A 17,033-nucleotide genomic window follows, 5' to 3' on the forward strand; every position below is an offset into this window, starting at 1 on the left:
AACTTCAAAATCAAGCTTCTTCGTAATCCAATTCCTTTCCATAAGTTTCTTCCATCTTCCATAAGGAAAGCAATGCAAGCCCAAAACAAACAGCACCGACAATTGCGCCTGAACTCAAAACGCCCCAGCCTGGCTTCAAAAGTTGGAAGATTGGCAATGTGATCAGAACCGTTGCCCGCACATTGTTGGCTACGGAAGTGGTAACCGTTGCCCGCAAGTTCGTTCCAAACTGTTCAGCTGTTGTCGTCAGGAACATAGCAATGTAGCCAATTGAAAATCCGAGCCATACATAACAAGCGTAGAGCACAGTAGTCGATTGAATGCCACCATAAAGCAGCCACACCACCCCAGCAAGCGTCATCGACATCATTAGCAGGATCGCTTTCCGTCTGGATCGCAGCCATTGACTTAAAATCCCACTGAAAAAGTCGCCGGTAACCACGCCAATGTAGGTGTAAAGCACGCACGATGCTGCCTGAACGTCGGCTGTAATTCCCAGCGCTTTGGCAAATTCGTTTCCGAAAGTGGCGTATATCCCAATGACCATATAAGTAGGCAATCCAATGCCCATGCAACGGATATAACGCACAAACCGCGACCAGCTTGTAAAAATCGTCCACCACGGCACGGGCTTATTCCCTCGTTTTTCAATGCTTTTATTAAAAATTAGTGATTCCAAAACATTGATCCTCAAAACCAGCAAGATCAAGCCCATTCCGCCTCCTATGAAGTAAGCAATCCGCCAGTCTGTGAGCTTAACGGCGAAAAAGGCTGCAATGGCACCAGCCAGACCGACGCTGGCCATCAAAGAAGCGCCATAACCACGTAATTCTTTTGGCAAAATTTCAGCAATAAGTGTGATGCCTGCACCCAGTTCACCTGCAAGGCCTAATCCGGCAACAAACCTCAAAAATGAATATATTTCAACATTATTGGCAAAACCACAGGCAATGTTGGCCAGTGAATAGGTGAATATAGAGCCAAACAGAACAGACCGGCGGCCCAGCTTATCGCCTAATATGCCCCACATGAAGCCGCCAATGAGCAGGCCTGCTTGCTGCCAGTTGTAAATATTGGCCCCTATGCGGGAAATCTCTTCTTCGGACAAACCGAGATCTTTCAGGCTGGGGACACGGACAATGTTGAATAATAGCAAATCATAAACGTCCACAAAGTAACCCAGCGAGGCAACGATAACGGGAAGCGTAAGAACGGCACTTATTTTAGGTTGAGCAGGAGTGATAACATTCATTTGGGTAAAAGATGAATTGGCAATGCAGAATGACTAGTCTTCAAAGGTCTTTTTACGCAGTGATTTAATGTTGGAATTCCGTTGCTTCGTTTGCAACCTATCCAGTTTTGAAGCAAGGGTTGGCCGCGTCGCCCTACGGTTTTTTTGAACTGTAAATGCCTTTTTGATCAAATCATTAAACTTGGTAATGATCTTTTCCTTATTGGCCAGCTGGGAGCGTTCCGTTTGGTGATACATAACCAGTATCTGATCATTTGTCAGCTTGTTAGCGAGCTTGTCGATCAATGTTTGCTTTTGCTCGTCAGTGAGTTGCTGCGAATTTTTTATATCAAATCGCAGCTCCACTTTTGTTTCGACTTTATTCACATTTTGCCCTCCTTTTCCGCCGCTGCGCGCAGTTTGAAAGACCAATTCGTTATGAAGAATTTCAGGGTTGATCATGTGCTAACTTAAAATATTGTTAACGTGTTGTTAATGTTGACGATGCCGCATAGGGCTAAAGTAGTTTACAAATGTCTTAGAGCAAGCAAACAGATGACGAATTCTTTTGCCAAAATGAAATAATATCTTAATTATCAACTATTTATAACAACCACATTATGAACCTGGCAAATATCAAACGTTACCCGCTTTCAACCGGGCGATATTTATACCGATTGAGGCACTCAGTAACGTTTAAACCAAAACAAAAAAACAGTGTCTTATAAACGATTTAAATAAAGAAAAACAACTAATCCATATAGCCATGAACATCATGCGAAAACTTCGGATACTGGGCCTGATCTTGCTCACGCTTGGCGGTGTTTCCACATTCACCAAGACGCAGGCTCAGCCCGGGGTTAACATTTCATTTCAAACATTTTACGAAGAATTATCCCCTTACGGAAGGTGGATCCGCACGCCGCAATATGGCTCCGTCTGGGTGCCTGACGCGCCGCAAGGTTTCCAACCCTACTCCACCGCGGGATATTGGGAAGTGACCGAATACGGCAACACCTGGGTTTCGGATTACGACTGGGGCTGGGCGCCGTTTCACTATGGCCGCTGGTCTTTCGATGACTATAATGGCTGGTTTTGGATCCCCGGTTACGAATGGGGACCGGCTTGGGTAAACTGGCGTTCGGGTGGCGGATATTATGGCTGGGCACCGCTCGGTCCTGGTATGCAAGTGAACATTTCGGTTAATCTCCCGTCTTTCTGGTGGGTTTTCGTGCCGCAGCGTTACATTTCAAGCCCACGTTGGTTCGATTACTGTGCTCCTCGTAACCGCGTTTCGCATTATTATGGCAGAACCACGATCATTAACAATTACTATTATAACAACAACCGGACCTATGCTTATGGCCCGAGACGTGACGAAATTGAGCGTGTAACAAGAAGAAGCGTTTACGTTCGAGAGATTGATTCAAGAAACCGAGGCAGAGTGGTTGTTGCCGGAAACAGCCGTGGAAATGACAGATATGACAATAGCCGCGGTTCCAATGAACGCAACAGCAGAAATAACGAATCCAATCGCCGGGGCTCAACGATTGACGTAGGATCGGACCGCAGCAGCAGAGGCAATGGTGGAAACCCGGGTTATGAGGCTAACCGCCGTGACAACAACAGTCGCAGCAACCGGGAATATGAAGCGCCAACCCGTGCAGAACGTGCTCCGGAACGCAACGTCCCAAACTACGGCTCAGAAAGAAACAGCAGATCAGAACGTAGCAGCGAACCGGTGAATCCTGGCCGGAACAGAGAAGCATATGAAACGCCTGCGCCAAGACAAAGCCGCTCAGAAAGAGGTTCCTATGAAGCGCCTGCACAACGCGAAAGCCGCCCTGACAGAGGTTCCTATGAGGCACCTGCGCAACGGGAAAGCCGTTCACAAAGAGGATCCAACGAAGCGCCTGCACAACGCGAAAGCCGTTCGGAACGCGGTTCTGTGGATAGAGGTTCTTCCGAATCAAGAAGCAGCGCTCCTAATGAACGTTCCTCTGGAGGTTCTGAAAGAGGATCAAGAGGTGGCGGCGGAAGCTCGGAAAGAAGCAGCAGGGGGCCAAGATAATTAGCAAAAAGCGCATTAAAACAGCCGGGGGAGAAAGTAGTTTTCTTCCCCGGCTGTTTTTATTTATTGTTACCAGCCCCATAATCACCATTTTAATGGAAATACAATTCGACATTGAGTTTAAGGAAAGTGCGCCAAAATACATGCAGATAATCAAGTCGCTTTTGCAGGCGATTAGTAAGGGGAAACTGAAACGCGGCGATAAAATTCCTTCTATCAATCAGTTAAGTGAAGAATATTTACTTTCCCGGGACACTGTTGAAAAGGCCTACAAGCATTTGATCAAGGATGGCGTATTGATATCTGTTCGGGGCAAAGGTTACTTTATCAACCGCGTCGACATTGAAACATCGGTGCGCATTCTGTTGGTTTTCAACAAAATAAGTAATTATAAAAAGCAGATATATAATGCTTTCGTGGAGAATGTTGGCCGCAATGTAAATGTTGATCTGCACATTCATCATTCCAATGCCAATATTTTCAAGAATTTGATCAAAAACAGCCTGGGGGAATACGATTATTATGTGATCATGCCGCACTTCTACGAAAAAGCGGAAGAGGCAATTGAAACATTGAAAATGATCCCGCCGGAGAAGCTGATTTTACTGGATAAGGACATTGAGCTGAACAGTAAAAAGCATTCATCCGTCTTCCAGAATTTCGAAAAAGACATTGTTTCTGCTCTAAATGAGGCAGTTGACCTGCTCAAAGTTTACAAAAAGCTGATCCTTATTTTCCCGACCATTATCCGCTATCCCAAAGAAATCATCAAGGGCTTCCGGATCTTTTGCATTCAACATGAGTTCGAACACGAAATCATGTACGACTTTCACGAAAACAGCATCGCCGTGAAGGACACCGCTTATGTGGTGATCGAAGAAAATGATCTGGTGAATCTGATCAAAAAATGCCGCGAGCAGCAGCTGACGATTGGCAAAGACATTGGTATTATATCCTACAACGAAACGCCATTAAAGGAGATCCTGCTGGACGGCATCACGACCATTTCCACGGATCACGAGCAAATGGGAAAGACGGCCGCGGAGTTGATAACGGAGAATAGAAGGGCTATTGTAAAGAATCCGTTTACGTTGATTAGGAGGAAATCATTATAAAAATAAACGCCCGAAAAAGCCAAGAACTTAACCTATTTCGGGCGTTTATTTCTGTTATCCGTCGACAATAAGCGATATGGTCCGGCTTGGCCTAAATAGTAAAACTACTAACAAGCAAGCCTCTTAACCATAGCCATGTAAATGCGCGAGAAAAAGCATTTGTATTAATCCTTAATTGAGGCGCTTAAAACCTGAATGGCAGACTGGTCCCTCTAATAAATTTGTTATATCACGACCCTCATGCTCACACTCGGCAATCACTTTATAAACACCATCAAGTGAATTGAAATATTGATCGATATACTCGTCTGTATGCTCTGTACAGGCGTAGCAATTAGTACTCGCTAAAAATCCTTTTTTAAGCATCTCCTGAGTTATAAATGTTTTATATTCCAGAGCTGAACTACTGTTAAAAGAATAAGTACTCAATGCGGGAATACCTGAAACGCTAATTGCAAGCCTATGCTCATCTGCAAGCTGTTTCCAACCATCCTGCATCTTTTTTCCCTGAGCTGTAATAATTTCCCATGATCTCATCTTCTCCATAACTTCCAGCGTTTTCAAGGCCGCCGCGGGACCGATTCTTTCTGTCCAGAAAGTGCTGCTAATAAAAGTTTTCTGAGCAGCTTCCATGACTTCCCTCCTGCCTACAACAGCAGTAAGCGCATACCCGTTTCCAATGGTCTTGCCATACATGGCTATGTCCGGCTCAACACCGAATTTCTGATAAATACCACCAAAAGTTTCTCTAAACCCGGACGTGCACTCATCAAACACCAGTACTATTCCTCGGCTAGTGGCAAGATCCCGTACTTTTTGAAGAAAGTTATTTTCAGGTCCAAAGTTCCTTACCACTTCCATCTTGATCACACCAATTTCGTTGTTTTCAACAATATGTAGAAGCTCCTCAAAATTGTTGTACTGGAAAGGGAAAACCGTATCTTTTAAATTTTTAGGTACACCCGTAGGATCCAGCCCTGGTATGAGGTGACCGGATAAACTGTCACTATCATTATGGTTCGCTGATAAATACCAGTCATGCCAACCATGATAGCCACAGATAGCAACTTTGTCCCTACCCGATGCTGCTCTGGCAATTCTGATCGCTATGGAATTAGCTTCGCCACCGGTTCTTGCAAATCGCACCATACTTGCCCAAGGATTTAAATCCACAAGTTTTTCAGCCAAGTAAACCTCTTCCGGGCAGTTAAAAGTGCTCATGTTACCCGTTCGCACTACATTCATCACTACGGAATCAATCTCTTCGTTTCCATATCCCAACGTATTCGTACCTATACCCATGATAGACATGTCGATATATTCCTTCCCATCCAGATCCCATACTTTGCAACCTTGTGCCTTTGAGTAATAAGATGGCCAGTTGTCTGGCAAGAACATTTCCGGGCGCTTGGAAAGCAACATTGTGCCCCCGGGTATCAGCGTTTTTGCTTTTTCATATAATTTTTGACCTGTGCCGTTGTTCATCTTATTCGCTTTTAGAGACTTTAAATAACCTTCGTTACGGATAATGTTGTCATTTATATCATTTAGACCGTTTTCAATAATGTAGTTTCCATATTCTATCCAGGTTTTTGTTTTGCCTAAATCTTTTACAAGTTTTTCAATCAAAGTGAAATCACGAGGCTCATCAACAGTCATTCTTAGGCTGGAATAATCCTTTGATGACAACAGATTTTTAGATGTAAATAGCTGCTGGCCATTATCATTTGAATTATTTCTTATAAATGACGTCACATGTTCCCGATCCGATGTCAATACTGCTTTATTCCAGGCCGTTTGAAGCGCATGAAAGCTGAATACTTCAACATCCTGGCCGTCTGGAAAACTCTCCACAATGACATTCGCGACATAGTCCACCTTACTATCGATCATGAGGGTGATCACCTCATCTATCAGCTGCGGGTCTATAAGCGGACAGTCCGATGTTACTCTTACAACGTAATCGGGTAATTCATCCTTAACTGATTGATAGAAGCGGTCGAGTACATCCTCTGTAGAACCTTGGTAAACGCCAACACCCGCAGCCACGGCAATTTTGATGATCTCTTCCACCTTATCCTCATGTGTTGTTGCCACAATAACACCCTGAGCTATTTTAGAATTTTTGAGACGGTCTAAATGTATCGAAAGAAGCGTTTCGCCATTAATTTCTTTAAGTATCTTCTGAGGAAAGCGCGTGCTATTAACACGGGCCTGTGTTACTATAATTATTTTAGGTTTTACCATGTTGATGGATTTAATAAATTTAAGTCCTCAATGAGGATAGTGTCAATTGTCCTAAATACTTCTTGCTGTATAGTGATTTCCGACCATTTTAGATTTTGCTTCAACTGTGTGACTGAGTCCACACCTATGAGCACTCCGTCGATATAGTCTTTTTGCAGGACATATTGCAATGCAAGATGTCCTATGTCAAGTCTGTGCTCATCACAAAGTTGTTTTATTAAATTTAGAGGCTCTTTTAATGGCGATAACTTAACGGGTATTTTCTCATCATCCATAAAAATGAGTCCCTGCAGGAAAGCCGAGCGCGTATGAATTGTTTTTCCTCTGGACTTTAATTCCAACACTGCTTCCGACCTCAAAACATGATTGTCTAGGATATTGAAAGGCAATTGTACCACATTTATGCGGTCATCCTGAGCTAGCTGTTCAAGTTCCTCATTAGTATAAACTGAGACACCTATGGTTGCCACATTGACGTCCTTATACTTACGGATAAAGAAATCCAGCGCATGCTTATTTTCAGCGTAATGCGAAAAGGAGTGAAACAAGATGGACGAGATTTTGTCGGACCTTAGCTTTTGTAAGCTGGATTCAAGAGATGAACCGCAATCAACCTGATTACTAAACTTTGTTATGATATTGAAGTTTTTTCCAGGATTCTTGCCGAGATAATTGCCGATGACAAGTTCAGAATTCCCGTAACTGCTTGCTGTGTCAAGGGAAGTAACTCCATTCGTATATGCATGCTCAAGAATTGCAGACGATTGCTCCACCGTAACCTGCCCGGCTGAATTATTTACTCCATATGCAAGCCCAAACTGGACCGTACCGAGAATTAACTTATTACTCATTTCGCAAGAACATCCTTAGTGTGTCAGTACTATACTTCTCATTTGAAACGAAATCCAGCTCTGTAAAATTTAGTTTCCTGTACAATTTTACAGCTCCACTATTACTTTTCAAAACACCCAAAGTTATTCCTGACAGTCGGAGCTGCTTAAAACAGTAATCTATAACCAGACATGACGCTTCACGAGCAAAGCCCTTGCCCCAACTTTCCCGATCTCCGATCATGATGCCATACTCCCCTGTATTATTAAGCTCGTCTACGGGGCTTATCTTAATATTGCCAATGTGTTCGCCGGTCTGCTTTATAATTATAGCCCAGAAAAGTGTTTCTTCTCTTTCATGCTTATCAATATAATCTTGCAGCATTTCGTACGTGTAATTTCCCCCGGATGCTAGATATTTGTTTACCTCAGGGTCATTTAACCAGTTAACATACTTTTCGGACAAGTGTGTCGAAGTCAGCGGCTGCAGTACAAGCCTCTCCGATTCTAAAATTGTAGCTTTCATTGAATTATATTTATTTAATAATAAACTGTTGCTCAGCATCAGTAAGTGTGAGGTTATATTTAGCGCTGGAAAGTTACAGAATTTATGTGTTGTTTTCCTAGATGGTACGATCCCTGTTGAGTGAGATTCCCAACCACGTTCTCGGAAAAATCATTATAAAAAAGCAATTGCCCCGGGCTTAGGCCCGGGGCAATTGCTTTTTTATAATCCGGTGGCGACTGTTATTTTCCCTCGCTCATTCATCAACCCATTCCGAACTTTCAAATTCCTAAACAACCCAATTGGATCCAGTGAACCGCCGCTTAGTCGCATGGATTCGCGGACTAGCGGCCGCACATCGGTTCTGAATGCATTTTGAAGAATTTGCTGGGCTAGCACTACGTCGTTTTGATTTCTGGCTTGTTCCAGTTTTTTGCGGTCAACGAGTAATGCTTGTGCGTAGGAGATTAATATTGCTTCCACCGATTGCAGTAAGTCTTCCAATGGATCTTTTACATTGTGGCTTGCATCGATCATCCAGGCGTAAGTGTCAGCCAGACGGTTTGCGCGTTTCATGCCTTCTACCAGTTCCACGAAAATCAGGAAAAGCATATAAGGACGAATGCTGCCGACGGTTAAGTCGTCGTCGCCATATTTGGAATCGTTGAAATGGAAACCTGCCAAACGGCCCTCCATCATTAATGTCGCGACAATTTGTTCGATATTTGCATTTGGTAAATGATGGCCCAAATCCACCAGCACATCTGCCTTTGGCCCCAGTTTCTGACAGAAAAGCAATGAACTGCCCCAATCCTGGATTACGGTTGAATAAAAGTTCGGCTCGTATGCTTTATATTCCACATAAACTTTCCAATCAGCAGGCAATTCGGCGTATATTTCTTGTAACGATTCCAGCGTATTTTGAAATGCTTTTACAAAATTGGATTGCCCCGGAAAACACGATCCATCTGATAGCCAGATTGATAACGCTTTCGATCCCAGATCCTTACCATATTTTATCACTTCAATATTATGCTCAACAGCTTGTTTTCTAACCGCAGGATCAACGTGTGAAAGCGACCCAAATTTATACGAATGCTGCTGGTCCTTCTGGTCCTGAAATGTATTGGAATTAACCGCATCAAATTTCAAGTCCAATGAAGTTGCCAAACCGATAATCGATTCTGCCTGCTGTGGAATGTCCCAGGGAATGTGCAGCGAAATGGATCCACTCGAACGGTTCAATGCATGCAAGAGTCCGACGTCCTCCACTTTTTCTTCCAAGGAACGCGGTTCGCCTCCTCCTGAAAATCTTCCAAAACGCGTCCCGCCCGTCCCCAAAGCCCAGCTCGGAATGGCAACCTGAAATGCTTCCAAAGCACTTATTACTTCGCTGGCATTGATCCCCTGCTCGCCAAGCTGCTCTTTTAAAAAGTTGAGCTGGTTATTATGACGCGACATTATGCTGTCGTTATGCTGGTCAATCTGATATTGGTCGATTTTCATTTTTATTGAAATTTAAAAGACTTCCCAGGTTTTGAAAACTTGGGAAGTCTAATTTGAAAATTCTAAAATCATTTAAAACATTTCCGCGACTTTAAAGTGGCGGGAATGCTTCGGGATCTCTTTTATCTGAGGAACGCCGCAGGAACACCGCCGTCCACATTAATTACGTTTCCGGTGCTTTTATTCAACAAACCACTCACGAAAATGTAAACTCCGTTTGCAATGTCTTCTGTATGGATTTCCGCATTCAAAACCGTTCTTTTGGCATAATATGCAGGTAATTCCGCCACACTGATGCCATAAGCTTTCGCGCGTCCCGCTGCCCAGCCGCTTTCCCAGATCTTACTTCCGGCAATCACAGCGTCAGGGTTAACAACATTGACACGGATTTTATCAGGTCCTAATTCGGCAGCCAAAAGGCGTGACATGTGCTGCTGAGCCGCTTTCGCAGTTCCGTAAGCCACGTTGTTTGGTCCTGACACAATCCCGTTTTTGCTGGCAATGTTAATGATATCACCGCCCAATCCTTGTTGACGCATAATGGCAACCGCTTCCTGAGAAACCAGGAACTGGCCTTTTACCAACACATCCTGCAAAATATCCCAATCCTTAATGGTTGTTTCCAGCAATGGTTTGGAGATAGACAAACCGGCACAGTTCACAATGATATCAACGCCTCCGTATTTCAATTTAGTCGTATGCAAAGCCGCTTTGATCTGATCCACTTCCAGCACATTCGCGATGGTGGTTGCCGAAAAGTCTTTGCCAAATTTAGCGTCGAATTCAGCTTTTGTTTCTGCCAAAGCTTTTTCATCAATGTCCGAAATCACAACGCAGGCGCCTTCTTGCAACAGCTTTAATGCAATGGCTTTTCCAATTCCGCCAGAACCGCCGGTAACAATAGCAATTTTGCGTGAAACTGACTTTTCTTTCGGCATACGTTGCAATTTCGCCTCTTCAAGAAGCCAATATTCAATATCAAATGCCTCTTGCTCAGGCAATGAAACATAAGAAGAAATCGCTTCCGCGCCCTTCATTACATTAATTGCATTAGTATAAAATTCTGCTGCCACACGCGCCGTTTGCTTGTCCTTCGCAAACGAGAACATGCCGACACCCGGCAACAATATAATTACCGGATTCGGGTCACGAACTGCGGGGCTGTTGTCATGCTTACACCGATCATAATAGGCTTGGTAATCAACACGGTAAGCCTCAAACTGAGGACGAATCTGATCCAGGATTTCCTGGTCTGTTCCACCCAGTTTATCAAATGGAAAATCCAGAACCAACGGACGGATCTTTGTACGCAGGAAGTGATCCGGACAGCTGGTGCCCAATGGCGCCAACTTATCAAGATCGTGGCTGCCAATAAATTCAAGTACGCGCGCATCGTCCGTAAAGTGACCGATCATCGCTTGCTGCTCTGAAGCCAATCCGCGCAAATAGGGAGCCAGCTTACCGGCAATTTCCGAACGGCGTGCTTCCGGCTCACTTTCCAGGCGCTGACCTCCGAAAACCGGACGGTTTTTGCCATAATTTTCATTCAGATATTCCGACGCTTTTTCAATCGTATCCAGCGTATTAATGTAGGATTCGTAAGCTGTGTCACCCCATGTGAATAATCCGTGTCCACCCAATACAATTCCGCGGATACCAGGATTTTCTGCCAATGCCTGTTCCAGTTTTAATCCAAGATCAAAACCGGGACGTTGCCAGGGCACCCACGCCAGTTCTCCGTTAAACAGTTCTTTTGTAATTGCCTCACCTTCTTTCGAAGCCGCAATAGCGATTAATGCATCCGGGTGCAAGTGATCAATGTGCTTGAAGGGCAATAAGCCGTGCAGGGGCGTATCTATGGAAGGCGCTTTGGATTTGAGATCATAAATGCAATGGTTGAAAAGCTCCACCATTTCATCTTCAAATTCCAATCCGCGGTAAATATTTTTCAGATTATGCAAGCGGTCCTGATAAAGCCCTGCGAGGCCGCTTCTTGTCAAAGTGCCAATATCACCACCAGAACCTTTGATCCACATTACCTCAACCGGATTGCCAGTCAGCGGATCTTTTTCGATCGTTTTACAACTTGTGTTACCGCCTGCATAGTTGGTAAGACGGAGGTCTGCGCCCAACAAATTGGAACGGTACAAAAGAAGCGCTACCTGGTCATCACCGAGCGAAGCCGCCTTACTTTCATCCCATAAATAGCTTACGTAGCTGTACTGGCTTACATTAGAACTGCTCATATTATCTTATTTAATTAATTATCATTTTTTGAGGTAAATGGTCCCATTTCCTGAAAGGGTTTCAAATTACAAATACTACTCTGTAACGGGCACAAGATTAGAAAACTTACCAATTCCCACCGTCCTGTTGTATCCTGCATGTAGAAATAAATTAAGAAATAATGGGAAAATTGGAAGTTAACATCAAATTAAAATGGTCTGAGCCAGCCACTAACTGTTCAGACCATTTTCAGAGCGTTTTACCTTACTTGATAAATTTTGGATTTGTATTTTTTTTCAATTCGGGTAACATTACTTCCAAACCAACCCCATATTAGAAAACATAAAGGCATAAATGTCCGCTTGTGTTTCTAACGCTTTCTTGGTGTTGCTGGCCCCGTGGCCGGAATTGGTATCGATGCGGATAAGCAACGGGTTGTCGGATGATTTGCCGGCTTTTGCTTGGAGTTCGGCTGCGTATTTAAATGAATGCGCGGGCACTACACGGTCGTCGTGATCTGCGGTTGTGACCATTGTTGCGGGATATTTGCCGCCTTCCTTAATGTTGTGCAGCGGCGAATAGGCGTAAAGCACTTTGAATTCTTCGGCGTTGTCGCTGCTTCCGTAATCCGCGATCCAGTTCCAGCCGATGGTGAATTTGTGAAAGCGAAGCATGTCCATCACACCCACAGCTGGGAATGCGACTTTGAAAAGCTCGGGGCGCTGGTTCATAACGGTTCCCACGAGCAATCCGCCGTTAGATCCGCCTTGGATGGCTAATTTGGATGCTGATGTATATTTTTCTTTAATCAAAAACTCGGCTGCAGCAATGAAATCATCGAACACATTCTGCTTTTTGAGCTTCATCCCCTGCTCGTGCCATTTCTCACCATACTCGCTTCCGCCGCGCAAATTCGCCTGCACATAAATCCCGCCCTGATCCAGGAAAGGAATGCGCGTCGGGCTGAAAGCGGGGGTTAAGCTAATGTTGAAGCCGCCATAACCGTACAATATCGTCGGATTGGAACCGTCGCGTTTCATTCCTTTTTTATAGGTAATGAAAGCCGGGATTTTAGTGCCGTCTTTGCTGGGATAGAAAACTTGTTCCGTCTCGTAGTCTTCCGGTTTGAATGTCACTTCCGGTTCACGGAAAACTGCGCTTTTCTTGCTGGCAATGTCGTATTTGAAGATCGTCGGCGGGTAATTGAATGATGTATAGGTGTAAAAAACAAAGCTGTCCCCGCGCTCACCACCAAACCCACTGGCGGTTCCCAGCCCCGGCAACTTCACTTCGTTCTCCAATGTGCCGTCCACGCTGAAAACATAAGCGCGGCTGCTAACGTCTTTGGAATAAGATGCAAATAGCTTATTACCGGCCAGCCCGGCACCTAAAAGCGGCTCGGGTTTTTCGGGCAGGACTGTTCTCCAGGATTTTGATGCCGAAACATAGCGCATAACCTTGCTATTCGGCGCATTTTCATTCGTTTCAAATAAAAAGTCATCTCCAATGTTTTCGATGACACCGTACTGAAAATCGGTGATCTCTTCTTTAATAGGATTAAATGTTTTTTCTCCCTTCTTCAAAATCCACAAACCATTTCCATCTTTCCCTTTCCCGCGGTCGCTTACACTCAGCACGGCAAATTGCTCATCCTCAGTTGTTCCAATAGTGTGAAACCGCTGGGGATTTGCAGCGTCCTCAAAAATGAGTTTGTCCTCGTTTTGTGTTGTGCCAATTTTGTGGAAATAAACCTGGTGGTTCTCATTTTTGGCGGCTAATGCACTGCCTTCCGGTTTGGGATAGCGACTGTAATAAAATCCATCGCCTTGCCAGGCAGCGCCCGAAATTTTGACCCATTCAACCTTATCCGAAAGCATTGAAAGGGTTTTCATATCCATGACCTGATATTCCTGCCAGTCGGAGCCGCCTTTGGAAAAACCCAAAACAGCGTGGTTACCATCTTTTGAAAGACTGAAAACAGTAAGTCGGGTCGTTCCGTCTGCGGAAAGTTTGTTGGGATCAAGCACCGTTTCAGGCGTTCCGTTTTCACCTTTTTGGCGATATAGCACTGCCTGATTTTGCAGACCATCATTTTTATAGAAATAATAATAGTCTCCCTTTTTCCTCGGAGCCGAATATTTAGGATAATTATATGCCTTTTCCAGATCAAGAAAGATCTTATTCTTAAAAGGAATTTTATCCAGATAACTAAAAGTAACCTCATTTTGCGCCTTAACCCACTCGCCCGTTTCATCGGAGCGGTCATCTTCAAGCCAGCGATATGGATCTGCAACTTTCACTCCATGATATTCGTCAATGTGATCAACGCGATTTGTTGATGGGTAATCGAGCTTTTGAGCTAAACCGTCGTTCAGCATAGAAGCGGCAATGATAGTCATTCCAATATTTTTAAAATTCATAAAACGGTTTGGCACTGAATAGTATCGCATTATTTGATAACGTCAACTTCTAGTGAGCTGGCAGCACCTGCCTGGTGATAAATAGTTTGCTTCGCGCTGATAAAATCCGAATCCTCCGCTTTGTAAATATTCTCTACGTATTTCTGTGGATTGCGATCGAAGAGCGGGAAAGCTGTGCTTTGAACCTGCACCATAATGCGATGGCCTTTTTTAAATGTATGCAACACGTCCTGCAAGCGGAATTTAATGTCGGTCATTTTTCCTGCCACCAATGCTTCCGGTTTTTCGAAACTGTTGCGGAACCGCGATCTCATGATTTCACTTCGCACCATCTGTTGGTAACCCGCCAGAATGGTCGTAGGATTGGGCAGATATGCGTGATTTTTTTCGTCGCCCGGATACACGTCGATGAGTTTTACAAAAAAATCCGCATCGGTTCCGGTCGTGCTGATCTTCAACAATGCTGTGATTTCTCCACCTAATGTAATGTCCTGATCCAGCACGTCGGTTTGAAAAACTAGCACATCCGATCGCGTAGAAGCGAAACGCTGATCTTCTGACATGTATTCAAATGGTGTAAAACCCGCCATCTGCTTGTAGTTCGCGGTGTAAGGAACCGGTTTTGCCGGATCGCTCACATATTCACTCACAGATTTTGCCTGCGCAGGCTCTTTGAAATCCAGTTTGCCGCTTTCGTGAAAATATAACTTGCGCTTTTCAACAGCCGCCACCGGCCATTTATCGAATGTTTGCCAGGCTTTTTTACCCGTATCAAACATGTAAGCCTCAGGCAAACCCGTTTTCCCATCACCTGCCTCTTTCAGGAAATGTTTGAAAAATTTCGCCTCAATATTGGTCTGATAAAAAGTCGCGATGCTATCCCCGAAATAAATGTCATTATGCAATGTATGGCCGGTTTCCCTGCTCCAACGACCGTGACCGAAAGGGCCGACAACGATCGTATTATAAGTAAAAGGGTTATTTTTCTCGATCGTTTTATAAGTGTTCAAAGGACCATAAAGATCTTCCGCATCAAACCACCCGCCAACAGTCATGAAGGCATGCTTAATGTTCTTCAAATGCGGCAGAATGTCCCTTTTTTGCCAGAATTCGTCTTTGTTAGGATGGTTAACCGTCTCCTGCCAGTAGAAATTCTTTGAATAGTATTTATCAAAATTTTTGAGCGATCCAATGTTGAGGTTGAATGTGTATCCATCCGGCTTGGCTTCGAACATTTCAGGTGTAAACCAGGAAGATGTGGTTGGCTTGGGAGGTTTGATCCCGAAAACCGGAAAGGTAAGGTAATAGCCCTGCGTAAATGCTCCGTTGTGGTGAAAATCGTCAAAAAAGAAGTCGGCAATGGGTGCTTGCGGTGAGGACGCTTTCAAGGCAGGATGCTCCGAAAGTGCACTTGCCGTAGTGTAAAAACCGGGATAGGAAATGCCCCACTGACCTACTTTACCATTGTTATTGGGGACATTTTTCAAGAGCCACTCGATCGTATCATAAGTGTCCGAAGCCTCGTCTACGTCCGCTTTGCCTTTTTTCTGCGCAATGTGCGGCGTCATGTTCGTCCACTCGCCCTCGCTCATGTAACGGCCACGCACATCTTGGTATACAAAAATAAATTTATCACGCATTAATGTTGGACTTGGGCCGATCCTGGGCGGATAATTGTCTGGCCCATAAGGCGCGACGCTGTAACAGGTGCGCTGCATTAAAAAGGGATATTTCTTTTCTGCTGAGGCGTCTTTGGGGCTGTAAACAATGGTGTGCAACTTCACGCCATCGCGGACAGGAATGTCGTATTCCGCCTTCGTATAATTTTCACGGATAAATTTTTCATCTCCATTCTGCGCATTTGCAACAGTAACAACGAGCATCAAAACGACGCTTAATAGATTTTTCATCATGGCTTTTGTTTATTTTCTCTTGTAAAAATTCAAAGTGACGCTCGCGGCACTGGATCTTTCGCTGATTGTATAGAAACCTTTTCCATCGGCATCCATACAAACCGCCTCGCCCTGCGGCTCAAGCGCAACCAATAATTGCTTTGTGGAAGGCTGGGTCAAGGTTTGCCCGATAGATTCTCCCGTTTTCACTTTCCAGTAATATACTGCAAGATAAGTTCTGATGAGAATTTCGCTGCCATCTTTGGAAATATTTCCACCCGTAACCAATCCTACGCCAGGAACGGTTCCCATTTTTTCCGCGACTATGGTTTCGGTTGTGGATTGGGGGAATGCAAGCCGGTAAATGCCTGTATTTTGGCCTTCCTTTGAAATAATAAACAAATCTTTCGAGGCCGGATCGAGCATTAACGATTCCGCATCCCTCGGACCATCGGGATAACTGAATGTGATCTTTTCCAACTTCGAGCCATCAAAACCCGCATTGGCATTGGCCACCTCGGGGATCCGGAAAATTACGCCTACCTGACTTTTCGGCTCATTATTATTGCCAATGTCGCCGATATATAAATAATTCACTCCAGCATTTGGCCCGGGACCAGCTGCAACATCTTCCCAATCGCGGTTAGCCGAGCCTGGAATGTTCATTTCCTTAATATTCTTCCCATCTGCACTCAGCAAATACAATGAATTAGGCTGGCCGGAATCCTGGTTGACCCAAAAATTACCGGGCATATTGTAACTCGCAACAATTCCGGAAGCTTCATCAACAATGCCTGGTGTTATAGCGACTTTTTGAGGGGTTGTTTCGAAATCGGCGGTTGGCGTTTCGTCTGGTTTCGGGGGAGGATCGCATGCACAGGTAACACAAAAAATAATGGACGACAGAACCACTCCTATTTGTCCGCTCAGCCTTTTATATAATTTCATAGAAAACACTTCATGTTAGATTTGCTAAAAATACGTACTTTT

Annotated in this window: 12 protein-coding genes; 2 read left to right on the forward strand and 10 right to left on the reverse strand. The window is 44.4% G+C overall.

The features are described from left to right. Positions 1-10: 10 nt before the first annotated feature. Both NFI81_RS15235 and arfB read right to left on the reverse strand, forming a co-directional pair. Positions 11-1,252 carry an MFS transporter gene (locus tag NFI81_RS15235; RefSeq protein WP_234611587.1) on the reverse strand — a complete coding sequence of 414 codons (1,242 nt, stop codon included), beginning with the start codon at positions 1,250-1,252 and terminating at the stop codon, positions 11-13. A 33-nt stretch (positions 1,253-1,285) separates the two neighbouring features. Beyond that, entirely contained in the window at positions 1,286-1,693 is a 408-nt protein-coding gene (gene arfB / locus NFI81_RS15240) for an alternative ribosome rescue aminoacyl-tRNA hydrolase ArfB (RefSeq protein ID WP_234611586.1), read from the reverse strand. Positions 1,694-1,997: 304 nt separating this feature from the next. On the opposite strand from arfB, the gene NFI81_RS15245 reads away from it, so the two are divergent. Together NFI81_RS15245 and NFI81_RS15250 are read left to right on the forward strand one after the other, a co-directional pair. Further along, positions 1,998-3,302: a DUF6600 domain-containing protein gene (locus tag NFI81_RS15245; protein WP_234611585.1), complete on the forward strand. Its 1,305-nt coding sequence runs from the start codon at positions 1,998-2,000 to the stop codon at positions 3,300-3,302. A 95-nt stretch (positions 3,303-3,397) separates the two neighbouring features. Then, entirely contained in the window at positions 3,398-4,417 is a 1,020-nt protein-coding gene (locus NFI81_RS15250) for a GntR family transcriptional regulator (RefSeq protein WP_234611584.1), read from the forward strand. Between the two features lie 171 nt (positions 4,418-4,588). Here NFI81_RS15250 and NFI81_RS15255 read toward each other — a convergent pair whose 3' ends face one another. The 8 genes from NFI81_RS15255 to NFI81_RS15290 all read right to left on the reverse strand — a co-directional run bounded on the left by NFI81_RS15255 (position 4,589) and on the right by NFI81_RS15290 (position 16,991). Next, the gene (locus tag NFI81_RS15255; RefSeq protein WP_234611583.1) at positions 4,589-6,664 is read right to left on the reverse strand and encodes an aminotransferase class III-fold pyridoxal phosphate-dependent enzyme; all 2,076 of its coding nucleotides are present in this window, start codon (positions 6,662-6,664) and stop codon (positions 4,589-4,591) included. Continuing rightward, on the reverse strand, positions 6,658-7,515 hold the full coding sequence (locus NFI81_RS15260; protein WP_234611582.1) for an aldo/keto reductase: 858 nt from the start codon (positions 7,513-7,515) through the stop codon (positions 6,658-6,660). Before NFI81_RS15260 ends, NFI81_RS15255 begins: the two co-directional genes overlap by 7 nt. Next, positions 7,508-8,020 (reverse strand): GNAT family N-acetyltransferase, encoded by a 513-nt coding sequence (locus tag NFI81_RS15265; protein ID WP_234611581.1) that lies wholly within the window; start codon positions 8,018-8,020, stop codon positions 7,508-7,510. The genes NFI81_RS15260 and NFI81_RS15265 overlap by 8 nt, the downstream gene beginning before the upstream one ends. A 201-nt stretch (positions 8,021-8,221) precedes the next feature. Further along, on the reverse strand, positions 8,222-9,505 hold the full coding sequence (locus NFI81_RS15270) for a sugar isomerase (protein WP_234611580.1): 1,284 nt from the start codon (positions 9,503-9,505) through the stop codon (positions 8,222-8,224). A 122-nt stretch (positions 9,506-9,627) separates the two neighbouring features. Further along, complete coding sequence (locus tag NFI81_RS15275; RefSeq protein ID WP_234611579.1) at positions 9,628-11,751, reverse strand: bifunctional aldolase/short-chain dehydrogenase; 2,124 nt, start codon at positions 11,749-11,751, stop codon at positions 9,628-9,630. A 291-nt stretch (positions 11,752-12,042) separates the two neighbouring features. Then, positions 12,043-14,130 (reverse strand): prolyl oligopeptidase family serine peptidase, encoded by a 2,088-nt coding sequence (locus tag NFI81_RS15280; RefSeq protein WP_234611578.1) that lies wholly within the window; start codon positions 14,128-14,130, stop codon positions 12,043-12,045. A 50-nt stretch (positions 14,131-14,180) separates the two neighbouring features. Further along, positions 14,181-16,064 carry a CocE/NonD family hydrolase gene (locus tag NFI81_RS15285; RefSeq protein ID WP_234611577.1) on the reverse strand — a complete coding sequence of 628 codons (1,884 nt, stop codon included), beginning with the start codon at positions 16,062-16,064 and terminating at the stop codon, positions 14,181-14,183. A gap of 9 nt (positions 16,065-16,073) precedes the next feature. Continuing rightward, positions 16,074-16,991: a YjiK family protein gene (locus NFI81_RS15290; protein WP_234611576.1), complete on the reverse strand. Its 918-nt coding sequence runs from the start codon at positions 16,989-16,991 to the stop codon at positions 16,074-16,076. Positions 16,992-17,033: the final 42 nt, after the last annotated feature.

The sequence above is a fragment of the Dyadobacter fanqingshengii genome, assembly GCF_023822005.2.
Taxonomy (GTDB): Bacteria; Bacteroidota; Bacteroidia; order Cytophagales; family Spirosomataceae; genus Dyadobacter; species Dyadobacter fanqingshengii.

Excerpts from the sequence above, each read along its gene's own strand:
- NFI81_RS15260 (WP_234611582.1), bottom strand. The coding sequence starts at position 7,515 with ATGAGTAATAAGTTAATTCTCGGTACGGTCCAGTTTGGGCTTGCATAT.
- NFI81_RS15285 (WP_234611577.1), bottom strand. The coding sequence starts at position 16,064 with ATGATGAAAAATCTATTAAGCGTCGTTTTGATGCTCGTTGTTACTGTT.
- NFI81_RS15270 (WP_234611580.1), bottom strand. The coding sequence starts at position 9,505 with ATGAAAATCGACCAATATCAGATTGACCAGCATAACGACAGCATAATG.
- arfB (WP_234611586.1), bottom strand. The coding sequence starts at position 1,693 with ATGATCAACCCTGAAATTCTTCATAACGAATTGGTCTTTCAAACTGCG.
- NFI81_RS15280 (WP_234611578.1), bottom strand. The coding sequence starts at position 14,130 with ATGACTATCATTGCCGCTTCTATGCTGAACGACGGTTTAGCTCAAAAG.
- NFI81_RS15265 (WP_234611581.1), bottom strand. The coding sequence starts at position 8,020 with ATGAAAGCTACAATTTTAGAATCGGAGAGGCTTGTACTGCAGCCGCTG.
- NFI81_RS15255 (WP_234611583.1), bottom strand. The coding sequence starts at position 6,664 with ATGGTAAAACCTAAAATAATTATAGTAACACAGGCCCGTGTTAATAGC.
- NFI81_RS15275 (WP_234611579.1), bottom strand. The coding sequence starts at position 11,751 with ATGAGCAGTTCTAATGTAAGCCAGTACAGCTACGTAAGCTATTTATGG.
- NFI81_RS15250 (WP_234611584.1), top strand. The coding sequence starts at position 3,398 with ATGGAAATACAATTCGACATTGAGTTTAAGGAAAGTGCGCCAAAATAC.
- NFI81_RS15245 (WP_234611585.1), top strand. The coding sequence starts at position 1,998 with ATGAACATCATGCGAAAACTTCGGATACTGGGCCTGATCTTGCTCACG.
- NFI81_RS15290 (WP_234611576.1), bottom strand. The coding sequence starts at position 16,991 with ATGAAATTATATAAAAGGCTGAGCGGACAAATAGGAGTGGTTCTGTCG.
- NFI81_RS15235 (WP_234611587.1), bottom strand. The coding sequence starts at position 1,252 with ATGAATGTTATCACTCCTGCTCAACCTAAAATAAGTGCCGTTCTTACG.